The organism is Paenibacillus nanchangensis (genome assembly GCF_046543445.1).
Taxonomy (GTDB): Bacteria; Bacillota; Bacilli; order Paenibacillales; family Paenibacillaceae; genus Paenibacillus_AQ; species Paenibacillus_AQ nanchangensis.
This window is the reverse complement of sequence record NZ_JBHOFD010000010.1, coordinates 167616-186664: the sequence shown is the minus strand read 5'-3', so window position 1 is coordinate 186664 and position 19049 is coordinate 167616. Positions and strand designations below refer to the sequence as shown.

25 protein-coding genes and 1 tRNA gene are annotated in these 19049 nt (G+C 51.2%); 8 read left to right on the top strand and 18 right to left on the bottom strand.

The genetic code is table 11. The annotated features are described in order from the left end of the window. Positions 1-71: 71 nt before the first annotated feature. Positions 72-620, top strand: coding sequence for a GNAT family N-acetyltransferase (locus ACE6ED_RS10080; RefSeq protein ID WP_410826979.1), 549 nt, complete (start codon positions 72-74; stop codon positions 618-620). A 330-nt stretch (positions 621-950) separates the two neighbouring features. On the opposite strand, the gene ACE6ED_RS10075 is transcribed toward ACE6ED_RS10080, so the two are convergent. Continuing rightward, the gene (locus ACE6ED_RS10075; protein WP_410826978.1) at positions 951-1634 is read right to left on the bottom strand and encodes a CPBP family intramembrane glutamic endopeptidase; all 684 of its coding nucleotides are present in this window, start codon (positions 1632-1634) and stop codon (positions 951-953) included. 242 nt (positions 1635-1876) lie between these two features. Between ACE6ED_RS10075 and ACE6ED_RS10070 the strand changes: the two genes are divergently transcribed. Both ACE6ED_RS10070 and ACE6ED_RS10065 read left to right on the top strand, forming a co-directional pair. Then, a complete protein-coding gene (locus tag ACE6ED_RS10070; RefSeq protein WP_410826977.1) occupies positions 1877-2611 on the top strand; it encodes a response regulator transcription factor in 735 nt (244 codons plus the stop codon). After that, positions 2608-4347, top strand: coding sequence for a sensor histidine kinase (locus ACE6ED_RS10065; protein WP_410826976.1), 1740 nt, complete (start codon positions 2608-2610; stop codon positions 4345-4347). Before ACE6ED_RS10070 ends, ACE6ED_RS10065 begins: the two co-directional genes overlap by 4 nt. A gap of 45 nt (positions 4348-4392) precedes the next feature. Here the strand turns inward: ACE6ED_RS10065 and ACE6ED_RS10060 are convergent, their stop codons facing one another. Next, on the bottom strand, positions 4393-4647 hold the full coding sequence (locus ACE6ED_RS10060) for a hypothetical protein (protein ID WP_410826975.1): 255 nt from the start codon (positions 4645-4647) through the stop codon (positions 4393-4395). A gap of 378 nt (positions 4648-5025) precedes the next feature. Then, positions 5026-5111 (bottom strand) — tRNA-Leu (locus ACE6ED_RS10055). A 253-nt stretch (positions 5112-5364) separates the two neighbouring features. Here ACE6ED_RS10055 and ACE6ED_RS10050 point away from each other — a divergent pair. Then, positions 5365-5679 carry a hypothetical protein gene (locus ACE6ED_RS10050; protein ID WP_410826974.1) on the top strand — a complete coding sequence of 105 codons (315 nt, stop codon included), beginning with the start codon at positions 5365-5367 and terminating at the stop codon, positions 5677-5679. 65 nt (positions 5680-5744) lie between these two features. Here the strand turns inward: ACE6ED_RS10050 and ACE6ED_RS10045 are convergent, their stop codons facing one another. From ACE6ED_RS10045 to ACE6ED_RS10035, 3 genes are all read right to left on the bottom strand, one after another. Then, positions 5745-5837 carry a YjcZ family sporulation protein gene (locus tag ACE6ED_RS10045; RefSeq protein ID WP_410826973.1) on the bottom strand — a complete coding sequence of 31 codons (93 nt, stop codon included), beginning with the start codon at positions 5835-5837 and terminating at the stop codon, positions 5745-5747. A 608-nt stretch (positions 5838-6445) separates the two neighbouring features. Beyond that, positions 6446-6868, bottom strand: a complete 423-nt coding sequence (locus tag ACE6ED_RS10040; RefSeq protein WP_410826997.1) for a WGxxGxxG family protein — start codon at positions 6866-6868, stop codon at positions 6446-6448. A 137-nt stretch (positions 6869-7005) separates the two neighbouring features. Then, on the bottom strand, positions 7006-7185 hold the full coding sequence (locus tag ACE6ED_RS10035) for a hypothetical protein (protein ID WP_410826972.1): 180 nt from the start codon (positions 7183-7185) through the stop codon (positions 7006-7008). A gap of 159 nt (positions 7186-7344) precedes the next feature. On the opposite strand from ACE6ED_RS10035, the gene ACE6ED_RS10030 reads away from it, so the two are divergent. Further along, positions 7345-7503, top strand: a complete 159-nt coding sequence (locus ACE6ED_RS10030; protein ID WP_410826971.1) for a hypothetical protein — start codon at positions 7345-7347, stop codon at positions 7501-7503. Here the strand turns inward: ACE6ED_RS10030 and ACE6ED_RS10025 are convergent. The 3 genes from ACE6ED_RS10025 to ACE6ED_RS10015 form a co-directional block, all read right to left on the bottom strand. Continuing rightward, positions 7491-7826: a YolD-like family protein gene (locus tag ACE6ED_RS10025; RefSeq protein WP_410826970.1), complete on the bottom strand. Its 336-nt coding sequence runs from the start codon at positions 7824-7826 to the stop codon at positions 7491-7493. The two genes, ACE6ED_RS10030 and ACE6ED_RS10025, sit on opposite strands and share 13 nt — an antisense overlap. Before the next feature lie 199 nt (positions 7827-8025). Continuing rightward, positions 8026-8298: a hypothetical protein gene (locus ACE6ED_RS10020; RefSeq protein WP_410826969.1), complete on the bottom strand. Its 273-nt coding sequence runs from the start codon at positions 8296-8298 to the stop codon at positions 8026-8028. A gap of 211 nt (positions 8299-8509) precedes the next feature. Further along, a complete protein-coding gene (locus ACE6ED_RS10015; protein ID WP_410826968.1) occupies positions 8510-9046 on the bottom strand; it encodes a hypothetical protein in 537 nt (178 codons plus the stop codon). 342 nt (positions 9047-9388) lie between these two features. Between ACE6ED_RS10015 and ACE6ED_RS10010 the strand changes: the two genes are divergently transcribed. Next, positions 9389-9979 (top strand): ImmA/IrrE family metallo-endopeptidase, encoded by a 591-nt coding sequence (locus tag ACE6ED_RS10010; RefSeq protein WP_410826967.1) that lies wholly within the window; start codon positions 9389-9391, stop codon positions 9977-9979. Between the two features lie 7 nt (positions 9980-9986). Next, entirely contained in the window at positions 9987-10661 is a 675-nt protein-coding gene (locus ACE6ED_RS10005; protein ID WP_410826966.1) for an SOS response-associated peptidase, read from the top strand. Positions 10662-10870: 209 nt separating this feature from the next. Here the strand turns inward: ACE6ED_RS10005 and ACE6ED_RS10000 are convergent, their stop codons facing one another. From ACE6ED_RS10000 to ACE6ED_RS09990, 3 genes are all read right to left on the bottom strand, one after another. Continuing rightward, positions 10871-11200 (bottom strand): DMT family transporter, encoded by a 330-nt coding sequence (locus ACE6ED_RS10000; RefSeq protein WP_410826965.1) that lies wholly within the window; start codon positions 11198-11200, stop codon positions 10871-10873. Between the two features lie 143 nt (positions 11201-11343). Continuing rightward, the gene (locus ACE6ED_RS09995) at positions 11344-12006 is read right to left on the bottom strand and encodes an NUDIX hydrolase (RefSeq protein WP_410826964.1); all 663 of its coding nucleotides are present in this window, start codon (positions 12004-12006) and stop codon (positions 11344-11346) included. A gap of 502 nt (positions 12007-12508) precedes the next feature. Then, positions 12509-13078 (bottom strand): spore coat protein, encoded by a 570-nt coding sequence (locus tag ACE6ED_RS09990; protein ID WP_410826963.1) that lies wholly within the window; start codon positions 13076-13078, stop codon positions 12509-12511. Between the two features lie 163 nt (positions 13079-13241). Here ACE6ED_RS09990 and ACE6ED_RS09985 point away from each other — a divergent pair, with 163 nt between their 5' ends. Continuing rightward, entirely contained in the window at positions 13242-13973 is a 732-nt protein-coding gene (locus ACE6ED_RS09985) for a stalk domain-containing protein (RefSeq protein WP_410826962.1), read from the top strand. A 265-nt stretch (positions 13974-14238) separates the two neighbouring features. On the opposite strand, the gene ACE6ED_RS09980 is transcribed toward ACE6ED_RS09985, so the two are convergent. The 6 genes from ACE6ED_RS09980 to ACE6ED_RS09955 form a co-directional block, all read right to left on the bottom strand. Next, on the bottom strand, positions 14239-14367 hold the full coding sequence (locus tag ACE6ED_RS09980) for a hypothetical protein (protein WP_410826961.1): 129 nt from the start codon (positions 14365-14367) through the stop codon (positions 14239-14241). A gap of 136 nt (positions 14368-14503) precedes the next feature. Next, on the bottom strand, positions 14504-14677 hold the full coding sequence (locus ACE6ED_RS09975) for a hypothetical protein (protein ID WP_410826960.1): 174 nt from the start codon (positions 14675-14677) through the stop codon (positions 14504-14506). Positions 14678-14761: 84 nt separating this feature from the next. Further along, positions 14762-15247 carry a DinB family protein gene (locus ACE6ED_RS09970; RefSeq protein ID WP_410826959.1) on the bottom strand — a complete coding sequence of 162 codons (486 nt, stop codon included), beginning with the start codon at positions 15245-15247 and terminating at the stop codon, positions 14762-14764. 289 nt (positions 15248-15536) lie between these two features. Continuing rightward, positions 15537-17060, bottom strand: coding sequence for an extracellular solute-binding protein (locus ACE6ED_RS09965; protein ID WP_410826958.1), 1524 nt, complete (start codon positions 17058-17060; stop codon positions 15537-15539). 61 nt (positions 17061-17121) lie between these two features. Further along, positions 17122-17982: a carbohydrate ABC transporter permease gene (locus tag ACE6ED_RS09960; RefSeq protein WP_410826957.1), complete on the bottom strand. Its 861-nt coding sequence runs from the start codon at positions 17980-17982 to the stop codon at positions 17122-17124. Next, a complete protein-coding gene (locus ACE6ED_RS09955; protein WP_410826956.1) occupies positions 17976-18950 on the bottom strand; it encodes an ABC transporter permease in 975 nt (324 codons plus the stop codon). The genes ACE6ED_RS09960 and ACE6ED_RS09955 overlap by 7 nt, the downstream gene beginning before the upstream one ends. Positions 18951-19049: the final 99 nt, after the last annotated feature.

Here is a 19049-nt window from a genome sequence, read left to right as displayed (position 1 = left end):
AAAGCGCTTGTCATTCCCTGTTCTTTTCCGGCAACCAAAAACTAGCATATTAGCATATAAGGAGAATACGAATGTCACTGGATCACTACATAATACGAGAACTATCTCATTTTGACCTGACTTCTGATTTATTACAGCATTTCAACCGGTACCAGGAGGTTCACCGCTGCTTAAGACAAGAAAACGGGGAATGGGTGCTTAAAGATATCGCTTTTACAGAACAATGGGATGAAGCGCTAAAAGAAGAAATTGTTCACGCAGACTTTACGGATTGCATAAACGCCGGCGGTGTAGTATGGGGGGTGTACGATAGTAACAATCATGTGATTGCGTTCGCCAGCCTCCTGCCTGAATTGTTTGGCAGCAGCAAGCAGTACTTGCAGTTGATGCAGATTCATGTCTCTTATGAGCATCGAAGCAAGGGGATCGGAAAAAAACTGTTTGAGCGATGCGCTGACAAAGCCAGAGCGATGGGAGCACGGAAACTGTATATCTCGGCACATTCGGCAGAGGAGTCCCAACTGTTTTATACAAAACTCGGATGTGTCGATGCCTTAGAGATTAATAAGAAGTTAGCCGAACACGAGCCTTGCGACCGTCAAATGGAATATATCCTTTAGTAGAGCAGGTGTCCGATACGATTTAAAAGTGGGTTAAAAGCACTGGTCGTCTCCTGCCCTTCTCGGCGGTGTGCAAAAACAAAGCATCCTGGCCCGGCAGAAACGGACCACATACAACAAGCGGCCTTAGTCCCATGGCATGTGGGATCAAGGCCGCTTTAATATTTTTACTAGGGGGACTGGTTTCTCGATGAGGCGTTATTCAGTCCCGCTTCACCAGAAGATTGTATTCGGGAGTACCTTTACTGCTTGATGTACCTGCTCTTCCTGCTTGCTCTTGGTTAATTTAATCCAAACCTTGGATACCGGAACCCCCGCCTTCATTAAGGTCTATAGCGTAGAATAATAGAGAAGATTTAGGCCGTTATACACGATATGCACCACGACTCCCGGCCAGATGGAACCTGTCTTGCGGAACAGGTATCCCACCAGGATGCCGACCATGAATGCGTCTAACAGGATAACGGTGAATCCATGAACAACGCCAAAGATTGCAGCGCTGCCGACCACCCCAGCCCATGGGCCATAACGGTTCAGTGCATTGGCAATGACGCCGCGGAATACAAATTCCTCGCTGAGCGGCGTGAGGATGGCCCCGGTGATAAGCAGAATAAACATGGAGAGCGGACCGCCTTGCGCTGCCGTCTGGAAGTCTGCCTGGGTATTGATCTCAGTAACAAAATGATAATAGATCCCTTCGATCACAAAACATCCCCCGAACGCAGCAATCCCGATGACGACCGCCACCAGCAGCCATTTCCGCTCCGTCCTCCGAAACCCGAAAGCACGTAAATTACGAATCCTCAGGGCGTAGGCTGCAAACAAAGCGATGAAGCCAATCAGACCATTGGCTGCACCTCCGATATTAATCCTCAAGATGGCCTGGTCATCAGGAATTTGAAGCATCCAGACACCAAGGAATACGACACCGATCATATAAAGGAACAGTGCAGTTAGGATCTCCGGCCAGCCGGGCCGGGTGTGAGGCATTTCAGATAGGGATGGGCTGCTCATTGCCAGTCCCCCGATCGTGACCAATTTTTACTCATGCTATTAACCTCCTGCTTTAATAGATTGAATGTAACCATTCTTTCCTCTTGCTCTCCTCTCATCGAAGCTCGAATGTGCTGCTCAGACCTATCCTACCAACCCCAGCGGAACGGAACTTAAACGAACCGATGAATTTTTGCTTAATTTTGTCCCCGCTGTTTAGGTTCTGTTAAGATAAATATGCTATTTTGAAAAAGGGTGAAAAAATGCCAAATCTATCCGCGATTAAAATCGCTATCGTTGACGACGAACCTTCCATAATCACCATGCTGCAAATGGTGCTTCGCCGCGAAGGCTTTCAACAACTGTACGGGGCTTCCACTTGTACCGAAGCTATCAGCCTGGTACAACGCGTGGTTCCCGATATTGTCCTGCTCGACATTATGCTTCCCGACGGCAGCGGACTGGAGCTCTGCTCCAAGATCCGCGAATACGGGAATCCTTATATACTGTTCCTGACAGCCAAGGCATCCGATCTCGATATTCTAAAAGGCTTCGCCATGGGCGGGGATGATTATATCACCAAGCCCTTCAACCCCCTGGAGGTAGCCGCAAGAATTCAGGCTCGCATACGCCGGTTGGAGCCGGAAACCCTGGCAGCCGGTTCTGCGAAGTATCCCGATGCGGGAATTTACCGGTTCGGCCGCTTCACCGTCAACGAGGCGGAGGGCGAACTGACCGTGGAGGGACAGCCTGTTCCTTGTCCTGCACAGGTTTTCCAGCTATTACTGCACTTCTGTAGGCATCCCGGAATCGTATTCTCCAAAACCCAGCTCTACGACAAGGTCTGGGGGATCAACGGACAGGGCGATGATTCGACCGTGATGGTGCATATCCGCCGCATACGGGAGCGGATCGAAATTGATCCCGGCGACCCGAAGCTGCTGCTTACGGTACGCGGACTCGGCTATAAGCTGGTGAAGGAGCCGGAGGAACGATGAAAATCCAGCAGCGCATGGCCTTCCATTTCACGTACCAGTTGATTTTCTATGCTCTGGCGATTGTGACCATTGCCTTGGCTGCCTGCATTATGTTCTTCCAGAACATGACCAGCAATGAGATCCGCCGGAACTTTCCTGTTGGCGTCCTGGAGCAGATTGCCCAAGAAGCCCAGTACAAAGACGGGAAGCTTCACATCTTTTCTCAGTGGAACAAGCTTATCCAAGAGAAAGGAATGTGGCTGCAGGTGGTTAGTGCGGAAGGAGACGTAGTCTACAGCATTAATACAACACCGTACCCTGCACTGCCTGCCTCCTACTCCACCGCTCAATTGCTCGATATCCAGGAGACACGGAGACTGGAGTCTTATGCTGTGCAGACGCAACTGAATTTTTCGTTCCAAGACCCGCTTCTATATGTACTCGGTTATCCAACACCTGACCTTGACCAGCTCACGGCGTGGTTCAACACTTACGGACAACAGGGCATGGTGAGGAGTGAAGCCGTTCCCCTCTTGGAACAGCAGCTTCGGGAGACTGGCAGTTATCTGCAAGTGATCGACCCTGAGAGTAACACCGTACAAGGCATTGGCGATCAAAAGTATGTACCAAAGGCATATCGGCCGCTGGATATTCTGGCCATTCAGCAATCTCCAGACAACTATGACGCGGGGATTGTGGCCCACCGGGACGAGCCGAGCGGAATGACCTGGATCGTCTATACGCCCCATGCAGCGGAACTCCCTCTAAAGCATCCTGTATTGGAAAATGTAACGCCGAGACTTATCTGGATTGCAGTGCTGACCCTGATCCTTGCGCTGTCGATCTCCATCTGGCATGGCTACCGCTACGGACGGCCCCTGATTCTGTTCGCAGGCTGGTTCGAACGCATGGGCGAAGGGCAATACGACGAGGTACTGACTGCCAAGGACAAACGTAAGGTATTCCGCCGCAATGGCACTATGCGAACCCGCAACAGGCTCTATCAGGAAGTCATTCAAGCCTTCTATCAAATGACTCATCAATTGGCTCAAATCGAGAGGGACCGCAAGAGGATGGAGAAGGAGCAGGCGGAGTGGATGTCAGGGATCTCTCATGATCTACGCACACCTCTGGCCACGATTCAAGGCTACGGATATATGCTGGAGAAGCTGCCTGAGCAATGGAGCCAAGAGGAAATGCGAATCATGGGCGCGACCATCCGGGAAAAAGGGGATTATATGCTTGAGCTGATCTCCGACTTCTCGCTGATCCATCAGCTCAAGCAGAGCGATTCTATCATGGTGCGCCGGGAGATCGATCTGACAGAGTTGGTACGCTGCTCCGTGTTAAAGTATGTCAATGACGCCACGATGTCTGAGTACCTGTTCCAATACACCGGAGAAGAGGATTCCCTGCTGATACAGGGAGATGTCACCTGGTTACAGCGGCTGATGGACAATTTGCTGTCTAATGCGGTCAAGCATAATCCCCCAGGCACAACCATTACCGTCACTCTTACCCAAGTCAACGGCCAAGCTTGCATACGGATACTTGATAATGGAAAAGGGATGGACGAGGAAACACTGCATCATTTGTTCAATCGCTACTACCGCGGAACCAATACCGAGGAATCCACAGACGGCTCCGGGCTCGGCATGAGCATCGCCAAGACCATCGTCGAAGCACACGGCGGCGACATCAAGGTCCAAGCGACAGTCGGGCAAGGCACGAAATTTGAGATTTTTTTGCCCTGCTGAGCAAACAAGGGTTCCAGTTCTGATGAGCTGGAGCCCTTGTTCCCGTTAAGGCTGAATACTAACCTTTGTCGCGTACCACTTTCCGGCTTTCAATACTAGCGTTAACTGGACTGGTTCTCTAAATCCAAAATCATCATTTTCGTATTTCTGAGTTACATATACTTTTGAACCTGTGAAGTAATGCAGTGGCAATACATAACCGATATGATGAGAGCTTGAATGATACTCAAAAGCATCTGTTGTCATTCTACGTTCGACAGGATTGATATGGTTGTACACTGAACGACTCATGTAATTCATATCAGGATTCTTCTGCATGGCTTGTTCTAATATGATTTTGGTATCATGCGATATCCATGCACCAAACGCGATGTAGGCTATAACAAATAAAAGAATGAATGAAAGGAGCAGATTTGACTGCTCTCCGGTGGAGTACCGGAAAGCAATCGCTGCATAAATGAAACCTCTTTTATTGTTGTCTAATGACGGGGGTAAGACCACTAAGAGGTTGAGTCGAAAAACAACGGCGCACCTAGACGTATTTGACCCAAAAGTTCGTCCCCAATCCGTCCTCTCGGAGGAAAAATCCACTCATTCCCTCTAAATTAGGCAGCCCATTACAAACAATAAAAAAAAGAAAATCCCTTATACAGCAAGGGATTTCAGGGTTTTGTATAATGCCGAGGACCGGGATCGAACCGGTACGGTAGTCACCTACCGCAGGATTTTAAGTCCTGTGCGTCTGCCAATTCCGCCACCCCGGCAGGAAATCGTTATTCACCGTGCTTTTCTCCGATTATACCTTTTCGTTACACTATACAGGATTCGGATCGGCAAGCACCATGTCTAACGCAGTCAGCTACGAAATATTCATAAATACCGACGAAGATGATAATAACATAAGACTTGTCCAAGAGTCAATAGCATTGCTGATTTCCCGGGCACTCGTACGGCACCGTTTTGTAGGCGGGTGCATATATTGATCGTGAAAACCAACGCTAACTGGGGGTCTAATCAATGAGTATTCAACCAATGGGATATAAGCATCAGATGCTGTATAAGGCGGACGCCAATACAACCGAAACAGTAAAGTCGATTCGAAACCGCTTGGAGCATGTTTGCATGCATCATCTCAATCAATATGTAAAAATCGAAACTTTGGACGGATATGTGGTTGTAGGCAGAATTGTAAGCTGCGACCATGGTCTGCTGTATGTTGCCGTTTCTAATCCTGGCGGTCAGCGGGGTTTTGGAAATCCGTATTCAAGTGATGAACTGATTTTAACCCTTGTTCTCTACGAACTCCTGGTGATTACGCTGCTTTATACTTAACTGCAACGCAACAGCACCGGAGCCTACGGTTTGTAGGCTCCGTTTTCTTATTCAAGTCCAGGCTTTTAGAACGTTTTAAGAACAATGACCAAGAGAATATAAAGCACCAAAATTACCGTAGTGGAAGTGTATCCGGCAAATCCGCAACCGCCGCTCATCCAAATCCCTCCTCTTCAATTTTCTAATGTATTTTATGCTGGGTTTTTATCTCTGCGTGTACTGACGCCTAGTGCGTTGTGTAAATATCCTGTTTTAGTCGCCCAAAAAGCATGACAAAAAGCGTCCCTGCTTCCGCATGAACGCAGCTTTTGCTCCTAATCATCTGCTTTCTATAGGTTCAACCGTTCAGCCAATGGCCGCCGTATCTTCTGTCTCCCGTATGTAAATCCGTTCTACCATTCAACACCGTATCTTCTGTCTCCCCTATGTAAATCCGTTCAGCCATTCAACACCGTATTTCTTTCTCCCCTATGTGAAGCGGTCTAGCCATTTCCGCCGCCGTATGATGCGCCTTCCGTATGTACAGCCGGGCATGATCCGCCTTCCATTGGTACGCCCGTTCAGCCAATGGCCGCCGTATGTACGCCGGTATGATCCGTGTTTCGTAGGTACGATCGGCCAAGCCATTTGTCCCTGGATCATTTGCCTTCCATATATACAACCGTTCAACCATTAGCCATCGTCCATCTTTTGCGGATGACCACCTAAAAATGCGGCAACCCAGGCAGGGTTACCGCATTTAAATAGGATGTGCTTGCTGCTGCGTTTAACGTTGCGGTTCTTTGTTGCGGTTTCTCATGCCGGCCAGACCGATCAGGCCAAGCAGACCCAGCCAGCCCCAGTCCATGTCGTTATCATTGTTGTTGTTCGCCGCGTTTGCACGGTAGTTGCCGTTGCGGGTCGTGCTAGTCGTGCGGTAGTTGCCGTTATTGCCATTGTTGGTGCCGTTATTGCCATAACCTGTCGTACCGTATGTTCCATTTGTTCCCGTTGTGTTCGTTGTACCGGTCATCCGGTTCATCGTGTTGTCACCGGCGCGGTTGATGGTATCAGCGCCACGGCCCAAGATCCCGCCGTCCTGATTCATCGTTCCCGTGTTGTTAGCTCCCATCCCGCCTGTGCTTGCTGCAAATCCGGCGCCCGCGATGCTCATCGACAGCAGGGTGCTGCACGCAAGACTAATCACCATTTTCTTCAAAACGTTTGGCCTCCCTTTTGTTTTGATTCCTGCGATGATAAGATTCCCCTGCGTCCTCCCTTTTATGCGGCAAAACTTCACGGCATACAAAAAAGCCGCCCAACCGGAGCGGCTCTAAATATGATCGATTACAAGCTGGTGATCAGAAAAACAATCAGTACAAAAATTCCTCCGGCAATGAGCCAGTCGCTGATTTCTCTCCAGATTCCCGGCATTTGTCCCGCCATCTGCTGCTTCTCTCTGTCCCTAAAGCGCATCCGGTCTGCTTCTTCGTCCATTACACTATAAAAAGGCTTCAAATCATACACAGAGCACCAACTCCCTCCATATGATAGCTACATTATATCACCAAAGAAAACGGTTACATATGAAAAACGGCACAGACATTCCTCTTCTCTTCCGTTCCAGTCAGGTGTATGCCGGAGCAAAAAAACGGGGACCCTACCTTCAAAGAAAGGTGGGGTATCATGGACATTCACAGCGACAGCTACGAGGTGGCCGGTCTGGACGAAGATGGGCGGGCGGTGGAAATTATCCGCAGCGCCGAAGCCCGGATTCGCGAGTTAACCGGCCAGCCCGTGACGCTAATCGCCTACGAGAAGACGGGCGAAGCTCAGCAGGGGTAAACGTCGACGATCTCGGACAGACCGATCCATCTCCATTCTTCCGCCCACTGCAGCTTAATTTCCCGCGAGTGGGCGTGAATGGAGGTCACGAACCCGCTTAAGCGTTCATCATCGAACGGGTCGAACAGCACTACCGTAATTTTGACGTGCTCCCTCAGCGACTGGGCCAGCAAACGTTCCATTTCTTCCAGCCTTTGCGGGTCCAGTACCGGCTTCACCCGGCGCGCTGTCTCCCGCTCGTCGCGGATAATCCGGCTTTTGTGTTCGGGCAGCATCATCCGGCTGCTTTCCCATAATCCGTTTCCCTCCAATTTTCTGCCCATTTGCTATTCTCCGTCCTTTCTTTGCATCTTGCGCGTCTGACACCTTACTGCTCCTGGGCTAGGTGCGGGTTCACTGGTCACTGCTCACTGAAAGCCCCGGTACCGTCCAGCCGGCCTTGTTCCATCCGGAGTCATCCAGTTGTATCATTCGGTTGGTATCATTCGGTTGGTATCATTCAGTTGGTATCATCCAGTTGAGTCACTCCAGCCAGTGTCCCTTGCCCCCGGATCGCCTGCTGACCGGCAGCTCTTCCGGCCGCTCCCAAGGTTCCAGCAGCGCCGCCCGTTCTACACGCATTCCCCGGCGCCAGGCGATGTACCGCCGCTCGGCCAGCTCCGACATCCCGGCAATCACATCCGGATACGTACGGCCCGACAGCCGCCGGAGTGTCTGCATATCCGGCATTCGCCGGTAATGCCCGGAATAGTGGTATAAAATGCGCAGCAGCTTGCGTGCCGTATCCCCCAGCATCTCCTTCTCCCCTTTCAGGAAAACAGGAACGTATGTTTGTATTATAACCACCTGTACAAGACATAATCAATGTCAATAATGCCCTGTTCCAGCACGGACTAGCACTCCTGCCAAGTCTATGCCGCCGGACCGGTGCTAGGCCAGCCCCCCTCTGCCGCACGACAAAAAGCCCCACCTGGGTGAGGCCCGTCTCCGCTCCGTATATGTAATTTTACGGCGTGGCGCTTGGTGCCAGCTCTTCTTCGTCAAGGCCAACGGCTGATCTTGCTTCTTTCAGCTTCGAAATGCCGTACAGCATGACAATATCGGCGTTTTTGTTCATTTCGTCAAACTGCTCGGCGGTTACATCCGCGGAGTCGACGCTGTCGGAAGCCTGGGCTTTCAGCTTGTAGGCCTCTTGAAAAGACGTTTTAGCCTCATCCATCAGCTGCTCCACATCGTCGGGCAGACCGCTGTCGACCTCCAGCTTGGCCGCTTTTTCCCGGATGTCGGCTGTAGCCGACTGGAAGCTGTCAATCGCTTTTTCCAGCTCCGTTTCATCGGCTTTGCCTTCCGTATAAGCTGCGATAGTGCCGTTAAACGACTCCAGCGCTTCCTTCCCGGCAACCTCCAATTCCGATACTTTATTGTAAAAATCCTGGACGCTCTCCTGTATCGCTTCCTGGGTATCCAGCTTCGCTCCGGAGTTTCCGCATCCCGCAAGCAGCACCGAAACAAGCAGCAGGGCCGCCGGCACTTTCATCTTCATCTCCATCCCTCCATAGTACAGAATAGAAGCGAATGGACAAAGATGCAACTGAAAAAAACAGGATTAGACAAGAAACGACAGCACCATTCCTATTTTTCTGCGGAAGCGTCATGATTTTGCACTGGGTGCTTACTTAAGTGTAAGATTCAGGGAATTTAGGGCATAACTTGAATCTGCCAAGTTACGCTTAAGGACTGCAGAAGCTGCCCCAAGATGTGCAGAAAAAAATTCGCATAAAGTAGGAACAAATGTTCTGTTTTGTGATATACTTAATTTATCCGCCCTCCTTGGGCTTTTCTTATGGAAACGTAATGCACAACGATCCGTAATGAGGTGATTGCCATGAATACATACTACCAAATGACAGAACTCGAACAATGGACAGAGGACTTGTTCCGGAGGCTGGGGGTCAGCGATCCTTCCCGGATTTCTATCGAGTATTTATCCGAACGCCTGAACATCTGGGTTCATTATCTGGATGTACCCAGCAAAGCCGTGGAAGCTGCAGCGGGAACATACAGCATGTTCCTGGACAGCCGTTTGTCTCCGGAGCGGCAGCGGCTTGATTTTTTGCATGAGCTGTGCCATCTGCTGCGGCATGCCGGGGACGGCACCCTGCTTCCCGGCCGGTATACCCCGGCGCAGGAGGACGAAGCGGACCGGTTTGTGCCGTACGCCGCCATTCCTTTTTCCTTGTTCTCGTCCCTGCCTGTTCCGGACAAGCGGACCGAAGCCATTGGCTATGTAGCGGAGACGTTTCAGGTGCCTGAAGAATTGGCGCTGCACCGGATCGACCAGATTCAGCGGCGGATTTTGCAGGGACAGCTGCTTGCCGTGGCGGAGTCTACCCGCGTAGCGGACAACCGGAACCTCTCTCCCCGAATGGCTTCCGGCGGCACCAGCTTCTACTCCTCCGTTCACAGAAAGGATTGATGCGAAAATGTGCGGACGTTATACCGTCACCGTAACGATGGAAGAACTCCTGCTGCGCTATATGACGGCAGATCCGTCGCTGCTTCCGTTTCTGCCGAAGTTCAATATCGCTCCCTCGCAGCAGGTGCCGGCGGTTATTCATGACGGGACGAAGAACCGGATCGGCCTTCTGAAATGGGGGCTTGTTCCTGCGTGGTCCAAAGACGAGCGTTCCGCTGCGGGAATGATTAACGCCCGCGCCGAGACCCTGATGACCAAGGCCGCCTTCAAGCGGCTGCTACCCACCCGGCGCTGCATCCTGCCGGCGGACGGTTTTTATGAATGGAAACAGGAGGAAGGCGGGAAACGGCCAATGCGGATCGTACTTCGGGAGGGCGGGATTTTTTCGTTGGCCGGCTTGTATGATATTTGGACAGACCCCGAAGGGCGCAAGATTTCCAGCTGCACCGTTATCACCACCTCCCCTAACGAGCTGATGTCCTCCATCCATCACCGGATGCCGGTCATTCTCCGTCCTGAGGACGAACAGTCCTGGCTGGACCGGACCAACCGCGACATTCCCCGGCTGCTGGAGATGCTGAAGCCGTTCGAGGACGGCAGACTGCGGGCTTACCCGGTTTCGCCTGCGGTAGGCAGTGTGAAAAACGATTCACCGGAGCTTATTCGAGAGATTGCCTTGTAAGCTCTGCGTTCTACAGACCCCGGCTCTGGCGCCTGAGGCCTCTACAGCCTTACGGTCCTACAGCCGTGCGGTCCTGCAGCTCATCAACCCTCCGATTCTGCGTGCTACGGCTCTCCAGTCCCGGAGCTCTACAACCCTGCGTTCTGCTGGATCTACAGCCATGCACCCCTGAGTCTCGGATTGCCGGGTTTGCAAAGAGCTAATAAGGATTAGTGAGCCGGACCTTTTAAATTCAGGAAAACTACGCCGGCAATAATCAGGATCAGGCCAACTACGGCCTGCCAGGACAGTACTTCCTTATATACCAGCACCCCGATCATCGCCGTCAGCGCCGTTCCCACTCCAGACCAGATCGCATAAGCGGTGCTGAGCGGCATCGCTTTGAGCGCATAGGACAGCGAATAGAAGGCGATGCCGTATCCGAGGATAACGCCCAGGCTCGGCCAGATCCGGGTGAAGCCATGAGTGCTTTTCAGCATCGTGCTGCCGAACACCTCCGATACAATTGATACCGCAAGAAACAAAAAACCTTTTAACATTTTTTCCTCTCCTATTCCTCATCTTTGATTCTATTTTCCTACTATTCGTTTTTTCTACTATTCGTTTTTTTCTATTATTCTATTCTTCTATTTCTCTATTTTTTCCGTCTCCCCACTTTCCATTTTTTCACTTCTCTAACTTTCTACTTTTCTGCACCCTCGCCTTCAGCTCTCTCCAGCCGGCGAAGTGTATCAAACAGCAGCCGGTAATACGGCTCGTTGTTTGGGGTGAAATCCTGAAGCGTCCAAATCTTCTGCGGATCTTCGAATCCGGGCGGCGCGCTTTCCAGAACCATACTTTCCACCGCGGTTATCCCTTCACGCTCCCCATGGAGCAAAGCCTGGATCTCCGTTAAATTAAACAGGAACAAACCCGACACCTCCGCCGTCTGAACCTCAAAGCTGCCCAGCTTCCGGTCGCACGGATACAAGTAGACATGGTTAAATTCTCGGTCTGTAATAGTCGCCGAGACCACCGTTTCATCCCGGGCAATGCCGCAGTAGATCAGCTCGTTCGGCGCTACCCGCAGTCCCAGCTCTTCCTCCAGCTCCCTGATTCCATCCGCCGGCGTTTCTCCCGCCAAGAGATGCCCGGCGCAGGACGTATCCAGCTTGCACGGGTACGTATCTTTATCCGGATGACGCAGCTGAAATACAATACTCCATTCTCCATGCTCCCCGTGAGTCACTACCCAGCAGTGGAACGTCTGGTGCAACCATCCTTCCGCATGCACCCGCTCCCTGCTTGCCGTCCCTACAACCTTCATCTGTTCATCCAGCACATCCAGCAGTTCTTCCTCTGCCATTCGCTCACTCCTTATCTAGGTCGGCTGATACGCTTATGCAGGTGTTTTTCTTACACACAACCTGGTACCTGTTCTGCTGTTGCTCAACAACGGACACTCCTATGTACTTCCTCCGTACTCTCGCTCTGGCTAAAGTTACGCTCCTATCGTAGCACAAAACGCCAAGTTCGGACCAACGGCCATAACCCATAAACCGCCTGCTGCCCGCGGCCTTCCATGCTTATCTCCTTCCGCACCTCAACCCTGAGTCCCCTACCCTACCCTAATCTACTCTACTCGGCTCTCTGCTCTCTACTCTCTACTCTCTACTCTCTATTCTACTCTCTCTCTACTCTGCTCTACTCTCCGAATATAACCTCCCTTCCAGTCCCGCTAAAAAAAGCCCCGCATCAGCGGGGCAACTTCAGCAATCACGAGGGATAAGATTAGCCTGCTACGGAACCAAACAATGCAGCTGCAGCCTCCCCGGCCGCTTTTGTTAACAAGTCTTCAAAATATCTCTTTAGCTGTACAGCTGACCCGGTTGGTGTTCAGGCACCGGCTGATAGATCTGCTGCATGGAACGCATCGCTGCATCGCTTGCTGGAATCACTGGGTAGAAGCCTTTGCGGGCCATGTACTGCCACACTTCAAAAGCCTGATGCGAGCACATCCGGAAGGCGTCCTCCAGGAAGGTGCGCAGCTGCGGAGTCGAGCATTCAAACGCTGCCCAGGCGTACTCCCGTCCGGCACGCTTCAGCGTCAGCAGGTAGGAGGTGGCAATCGAGCGGTCATCCAGCCGCTGGAGCTGGACCTCCGGCTGCAGCGGCGGATACTGCGGCATCGAAGGCATGGCCGCGGCGCCGGCTTGTGTCATGGAAGGAACGTTCAGCATATCGGGCGAATACTGGCGGTTCGCAAACTCGACTTTCATGTTATAGTCCTGCACATGCACAGCATAATGCCGGGCTACCATACTCCGCAGTTCGGGATCGGTTGCCTGGTTCAGAAACAGAGCCATACATTGGATGGAATTTGTACAGCTGAGCAGCAGTTCATTTAATTCGTGGGCTTCGTGCGATCCTAACATCATGTTGGTGCATCCCCTTTTCATCAATTAAATTACGGTCCATTTCTAACTTGCGCAGCCGTCCTGTTCTGTATTCTCCCTATCGTTGCGGCAACCGCTCTTGTGACATTTAACGTAAAAAAGGTTAATATACAGGGTAAATGCTGGAATAAAGGAGAGAGAACGCATGAAAAAAATGATTGCCGGTCTCGTAGCCGGCCTGTTTATCGGTTCAGCCGGGATGGCTGCCGCGGCAACCATCCCAAGCGTACAAGCCCAGCTCGTTAAATTCGCAATTTGGATCGACGGGGAAAAGCAAGTGCTCAAACACCAGCCGCTCCTGTATAACGGCACGACGTATCTGCCGGTTCGGGACATCAGCGAAATGCTTGGTCTCGGACTGACCTTCAATAACCAGGTCAAATCGATCTCACTGAAGACGCCAGGAGGTACGGCATCCCAGCCATCTACACCTGTCACCCCCCAGCCTCCAAGCAGCGGTACAGGCGGCGCTTCGTCGAATGACGGCGAATATGTGCAGGGCAAGGCTTTTACACTTGGCAGTTCCGTGCTGAAGCTCAACCGGGTTACGTACTCGACAGGCACCTATACTCCGGCAGGCTCTTTTGGCTTCCAGGCCCGCAGCGGCCAGAAATTTGCCATTATTAATTTTGATGTCCAGACACCGAACAAGCCTACGGGAAAAGCGTACTGGGGAGCAACCGATTTCATAACGGGAGTCTCCGTCAACGCGCAAAGCCTGACCGAATTAAACGCTTCAGGGGAAGCGCTGCGCATTCAGCCAGGCGTCAACAAAACCGTGGAAGCGTTTATCTCCATTCCGGAAGACATGGAGCTCACCTCCATCCAGTTCGGAGAGCCGGGCAGCGACCTTACCGCAGTAATTGACCTTCCTTAACGGGCTGAGGGCTGAGGCCTGATGCTTTAGGCTCTAGGCTTTTGGCTTTAGGCTCTAGGCTTTTGGCTTTTGGCTTTTGGCTTTTGGCTTTTGGCTTTTGGCTTTTGGCTTTTTTGCTTCATGCTTCATGCCTTTGCCTAATACCTAATGCTTCATTCCTGCGGCCAGCGCCTGCCAAGCAGTACAGCAAGCAGCCTGTCCGAGCCTCATCCTAAAAAAGCCGCCGGGCAAAATGCCCGGCGGCTCGATACTTCGGGGACTGTTCTTACACGAACAGCGAACGGGAAATGATAACCAGCAGAATGAACAGTACCAGAATCGCGCTTGTCGAAGTGAAGCCGTAGCCCGGGTAACCTCCGCCGTTTCCTCCGCCGTTTCCGCAACACTCACCCATGTGTAATTCCTCCTTCTGTTTTTGAATACATCATAGGGTATGCAGTCTTCGTGGCCCTGGATTGGGTGGATGCCCCAAATGGCGCCCGTATGGCGGAAAAGAAACCCATAATCCGCAGTTATCCCGACAATCAGATCTATCCTGTACTTACAAATTGGAGGACTCCAATTAAAACCATCAGCAGCATAACAACAGCTGCCGCTATCAGCAAAATCCTCACGGTCCTGCCGCCGCTTCCGGACACTTGACGTTCTTCCTCAAGCCGCTTGACCCGCTGCTCCAGCTCCTGAATCCGCTCTTCTTCGCGCATCGTCTCCCCCCTTTACCGGAAGCTTGCTTCACAAGCTCCGTATTTTAGGTTACCGCTGGCCCGCTTGTTATGGGAACCAAAGAATCAAAACGAACGAACACTGACCATTTCAGCCGAAAAAAAGTGCAAAATCTGCTCTTTGTGATGCAGGTCATGCTCCACGAACATTTCCTGCAAAAACCGCTCCAGCGTATACCCCCTGTCCCCTAATGGAACCTGAAACGTCTCTTCCGCAATCACGCGCAGCTTCGCGATGAGACGCCGGCGGACCGTCACCGCTTCGTCCAGAAGCTCTTGCGGAATCAAGGATCTGCCCCATGCCACCGAAGCTTCATTAAAAGCCTGCACATCCGGATGCTCTCCCAGCTGAACCGGTTCATGCTCCAGCAGCTGATGCACTACGTGTTCCTCCAGATGACGGTCCCAACCCGTAATGTGGCTGATTACATCGCATAAGGTCCATACCTCTGTAATCTTCCCGCACAGCACTTCATCCGGGCAGTCGCAAAGCGAGGAGGCGAAATCCGCGAAATCCTCCAGCTCTTCGAGCAAACGATGCTTGTTTCCCATTCCTTTTTCCTCCATTCAATCGAACATACGTTCCTTACATTCTACTTCAATCCAAGAAAAAGGAAAATATGCCGCTGTGCCTATATGCCTCTTACACAGCTGCGCGGGATGCAGCGGGTATAACAGATGCAGCCCTTCATTCCATATTATACAACGCCTGCATCCTAATTTGGAAATCACATCCATTGGCGCAAAAAACACCCCGCAAAACAGGCTGATCCAGCCTATCTGCGAGGTGCTTCTCTTGTTTGTTGCGTTATGTCCATTTTTTTCGAGAACCTATATCTTACTATTTGCCGTAACCGAGTTCTTTCAACTGTTCCAAAGCGGAATCCATATAATTTTTATAACTAAAGGTGCTTTCTAGGGTTTTGAGGAATTGATCGTACTGGTCCAAACCGCTTTTGCCGTATACGAATTTGATCATTTCCTCCTCCACGAAGCGGTTGGCATCCGCCGCATTGTACCCTGGCGGGCTTTGGACATAACCATCAAGCGTTTGAATTCTGGGCAAGTTTGCCTCAAATTCGATGTATTTGGCTTGAGCGGCAAACTTCGTTTTTAAATACTCCGTCTCCTCCCGCCCGGCAAATTGGTACAACCACGTAAACCCGGCCTCCTCTTTTCCTTTGTCCGTGATGACCACTTGTTCGCCGTTCAGCTTATAATGAACATCCTGCAGGCCGAATTGCACCAGGCGTCCGCCTTCCGGCGTTGCAAGGTAATTGATCAGCTCCAAAATCTTGTCGAGTTTCTCAGGCTCCTTCTCCAGCCGTTTCGGAATAGCCCACAAACCGCCGGTAGCCCCGATGTTGATGGAATTGGAATTCTGCGTTCCATCCGGTCCTTTTGGCGGATTCAGCTGAATCCATTCGGCTTTGGGATTGGCCCCTTTCCATACCGCCACCTGATCGTCTTTAACGATCTGCGCCCAGTCCAGGTTGATCATCCCCACTTTGCCTTGGAACGCCTTATCCTTCGCCATCGTCCCTTTGTTGCTCACGACCTCCGGATCAACCACTCCGGCATCCACAAACTTTTTAATCGCCGCCAGCGCCTCTTTCATTTTCGGGTGATACAGCGTATTCGTTACTTTACCGTCTTCCACAAACAGCTTGGAACCCTCAAAAATATTAGTAATGCCATAGGCGCCAAAAATAGGATCAAAGGTTTGAAAATTAGTACCCGTAATGCCGAAAGTGTCACTTTTTCCGTTTTGGTCCGGGTCCTGCTCCGTAAACGCCTTGGCTACGGCAAGCAATTCATCTACGGTTGCAGGCGGCTGAAGCTTTAAATTGTCGAGCCAGTCCTTGCGGATCCAATAAGTGTACGACACCGCCTGCCCCGCCTTCGGCAGCGCATATTGTTTTTCCGAAACGATCCCTTTCTTGATGACATCGTTGCCGGCAAATTTGGTGTAATCGGGCATTTTTTCAAGATATGGCGTCAAATCGAGCAGGCTGCCCGATTCCGCCAACTTCTGCAAATGAGGTTTACCTGTCACCATAAACAAGTCAGGCAGATTGTTGGAAGCGGCAAGCACATTGATTTTGTTTTCATAATCCGCCTGGTCCCCCACTAAGGTTTGCATCAAATCGATGCCCATTTTGGCATCAAGCTCTTTTTTTACAAAATCGTCGGCCGGCAAATTCGTTCCCCAGCTGACTTGGGATACTTTGATCTTAACGGAGCCGGACGCTTTAGCTCCTTCGGAGCCGTTGGCTTTTGTTTCCTCTTTTCCTCCACATGCACTTAGCAGCACTGTTGCCAAAACGACAACTAAAGATACGGACCAAATTCGGTTTCTTTTCATGGATCGTCCCACCTCTATAGTTATAAAATACCGCCACACGGTTTCAACCCACAGCGCTCGCTTAACCTTTCACTGCCCCCAGCAGCATGCCTTTTGTAAAATGCTTCTGGATGAAAGGATAAACGGCTATGATCGGGAGGCTGCCGGCAATGACCGCCGCCATCTGCATCGCGGCCGTAGGAACAGTAACTTCCGCCTGCAGTTCACTGGACTGCGTCAATAACAGCATATTTCGGATAACGACCTGAAGCGGATTCAAGTCCGTGTCCGTGATGTACAACACCGCTGAGAAAAACGAATTCCAGTGCCCGACCATATAAAACAAACCAACGGTCATCATAGAGGGCAGCGACAGCGGAACAGCCACCTGCCACAGGATGCGGAATTCCCTGGCTCCGTCCATCCGTGCGGATTCGAATAGTTCTTCCGGCAGCGTCTCAAGGAAACTTTTCAAAATGAGCACGTTAAACGTAGCGATCGCGCCCGGGATGATCAAGGCCCACAGCGTGTTGAGCATGCCCAGCGACTGGATGACAAGATAGGTTGGAATCAAACCGCCGCTGAACAGCATAGTGAATACCATGTACAGCAGAAAAAAAGTGCGTCCCGGCAAATTCCGACGGCTCAGCGGATAAGCGGCCAACGTGGTAAACAGCATATTGACGAGCGTACCGCCAACCGTAACGATTATAGTCACTACCATCGAGCGTCCCAATGCCGGGTCCGCAAAGATGCGTTCGTAAGCCTCAAAAGAAATTTTACGGGGCAATACGATAAAACCGCCGTTTTTAACCACCTCACTGTAGGGAGTCAGCGACATCGAGATCACATAAAGCAACGGAAATACTGCGGCTACGGCAACCAGCACCAAGATGACATATATAACGGCATTAAACCATTTATCCGACCGGCTGGTTACCATATGCTTCCCCCCCATTTTTTGGCCAGCTTGTTTGCCCCCAGCACCAGAACAAACCCGATGGCTGATTTAAACAGGCCGACGGTCGCGCCGAGGCTAAAATTCATTTGTTCCAGGCCGGTCCGGTACACCCAGGTATCGATAATATCGCCGACCTCATACACCCTCGGATGATAGAAAACAAAAACCTGTTCAAACCCCGCGTCCAAAATGCTCCCTATCCGAAGAATGAGCAGTAATATAATGACATTACGGATGCCGGGCAGCGTAATATGCCATATCATTTTTAGCCGGCTGGCTCCGTCCACTTTGGCGGCCTCAAACAGCGTCGGATCAATACCGCTGATTGCAGCCAGATAAATGATCGCCCCCCAACCGAGATCCTTCCAGATTTCCGTCAAAACCAGAATGCTGCGGAACCACTCCGTCCCGTTCAGAAACGGAATGGCGTTTCCTCCCGTCTCCGTAATCAATCGGTTAAGGAGGCCTGTAGTCTCCGACAAAAAGGCGATGGAGATGCCGTAAATGACGATCCAGGACAGAAAATGCGGCATGTAACTCAAGGTTTGAACCCAGCGTTTTAACCAGCCCACGCGGCATTCGAAAAAGACGATGGCCAAAATAATCGATGGCAATACCCCAAACACTAGCTTGTAAAGACTGATTAACAGCGTGTTGGTCAACAGTTGGGAGAAATAGGGGGATTCAAAGAACATCTTGAAGTGCTTGTTCCATGGATCCGCCCAAGGGCTTCCGAATATCCCCTCCGCAAAATTGTAATCCTTAAATGAAATCACAACCCCGTACATGGGCAGATATTTAAAAATAAAATACCAAATCAGACAGGGCAACAACATGAGATACAGCGCTCTCATTTTCCAAATCTCCGCCGATAGCCTGCGCAGCCGCAGTCCGGATAGGCCTCCGGCGGACTGGGGTGAATGTGCGGGCAAATTGACGTGCTGTTTCATACTCACCATCTTCCTCTCCGTTATATACTCCCATCATAACGAAGAGGGGTCAGGGCCGATATCGTCATTTCTCAGCAGTGTCATGCACATATTTCTGTT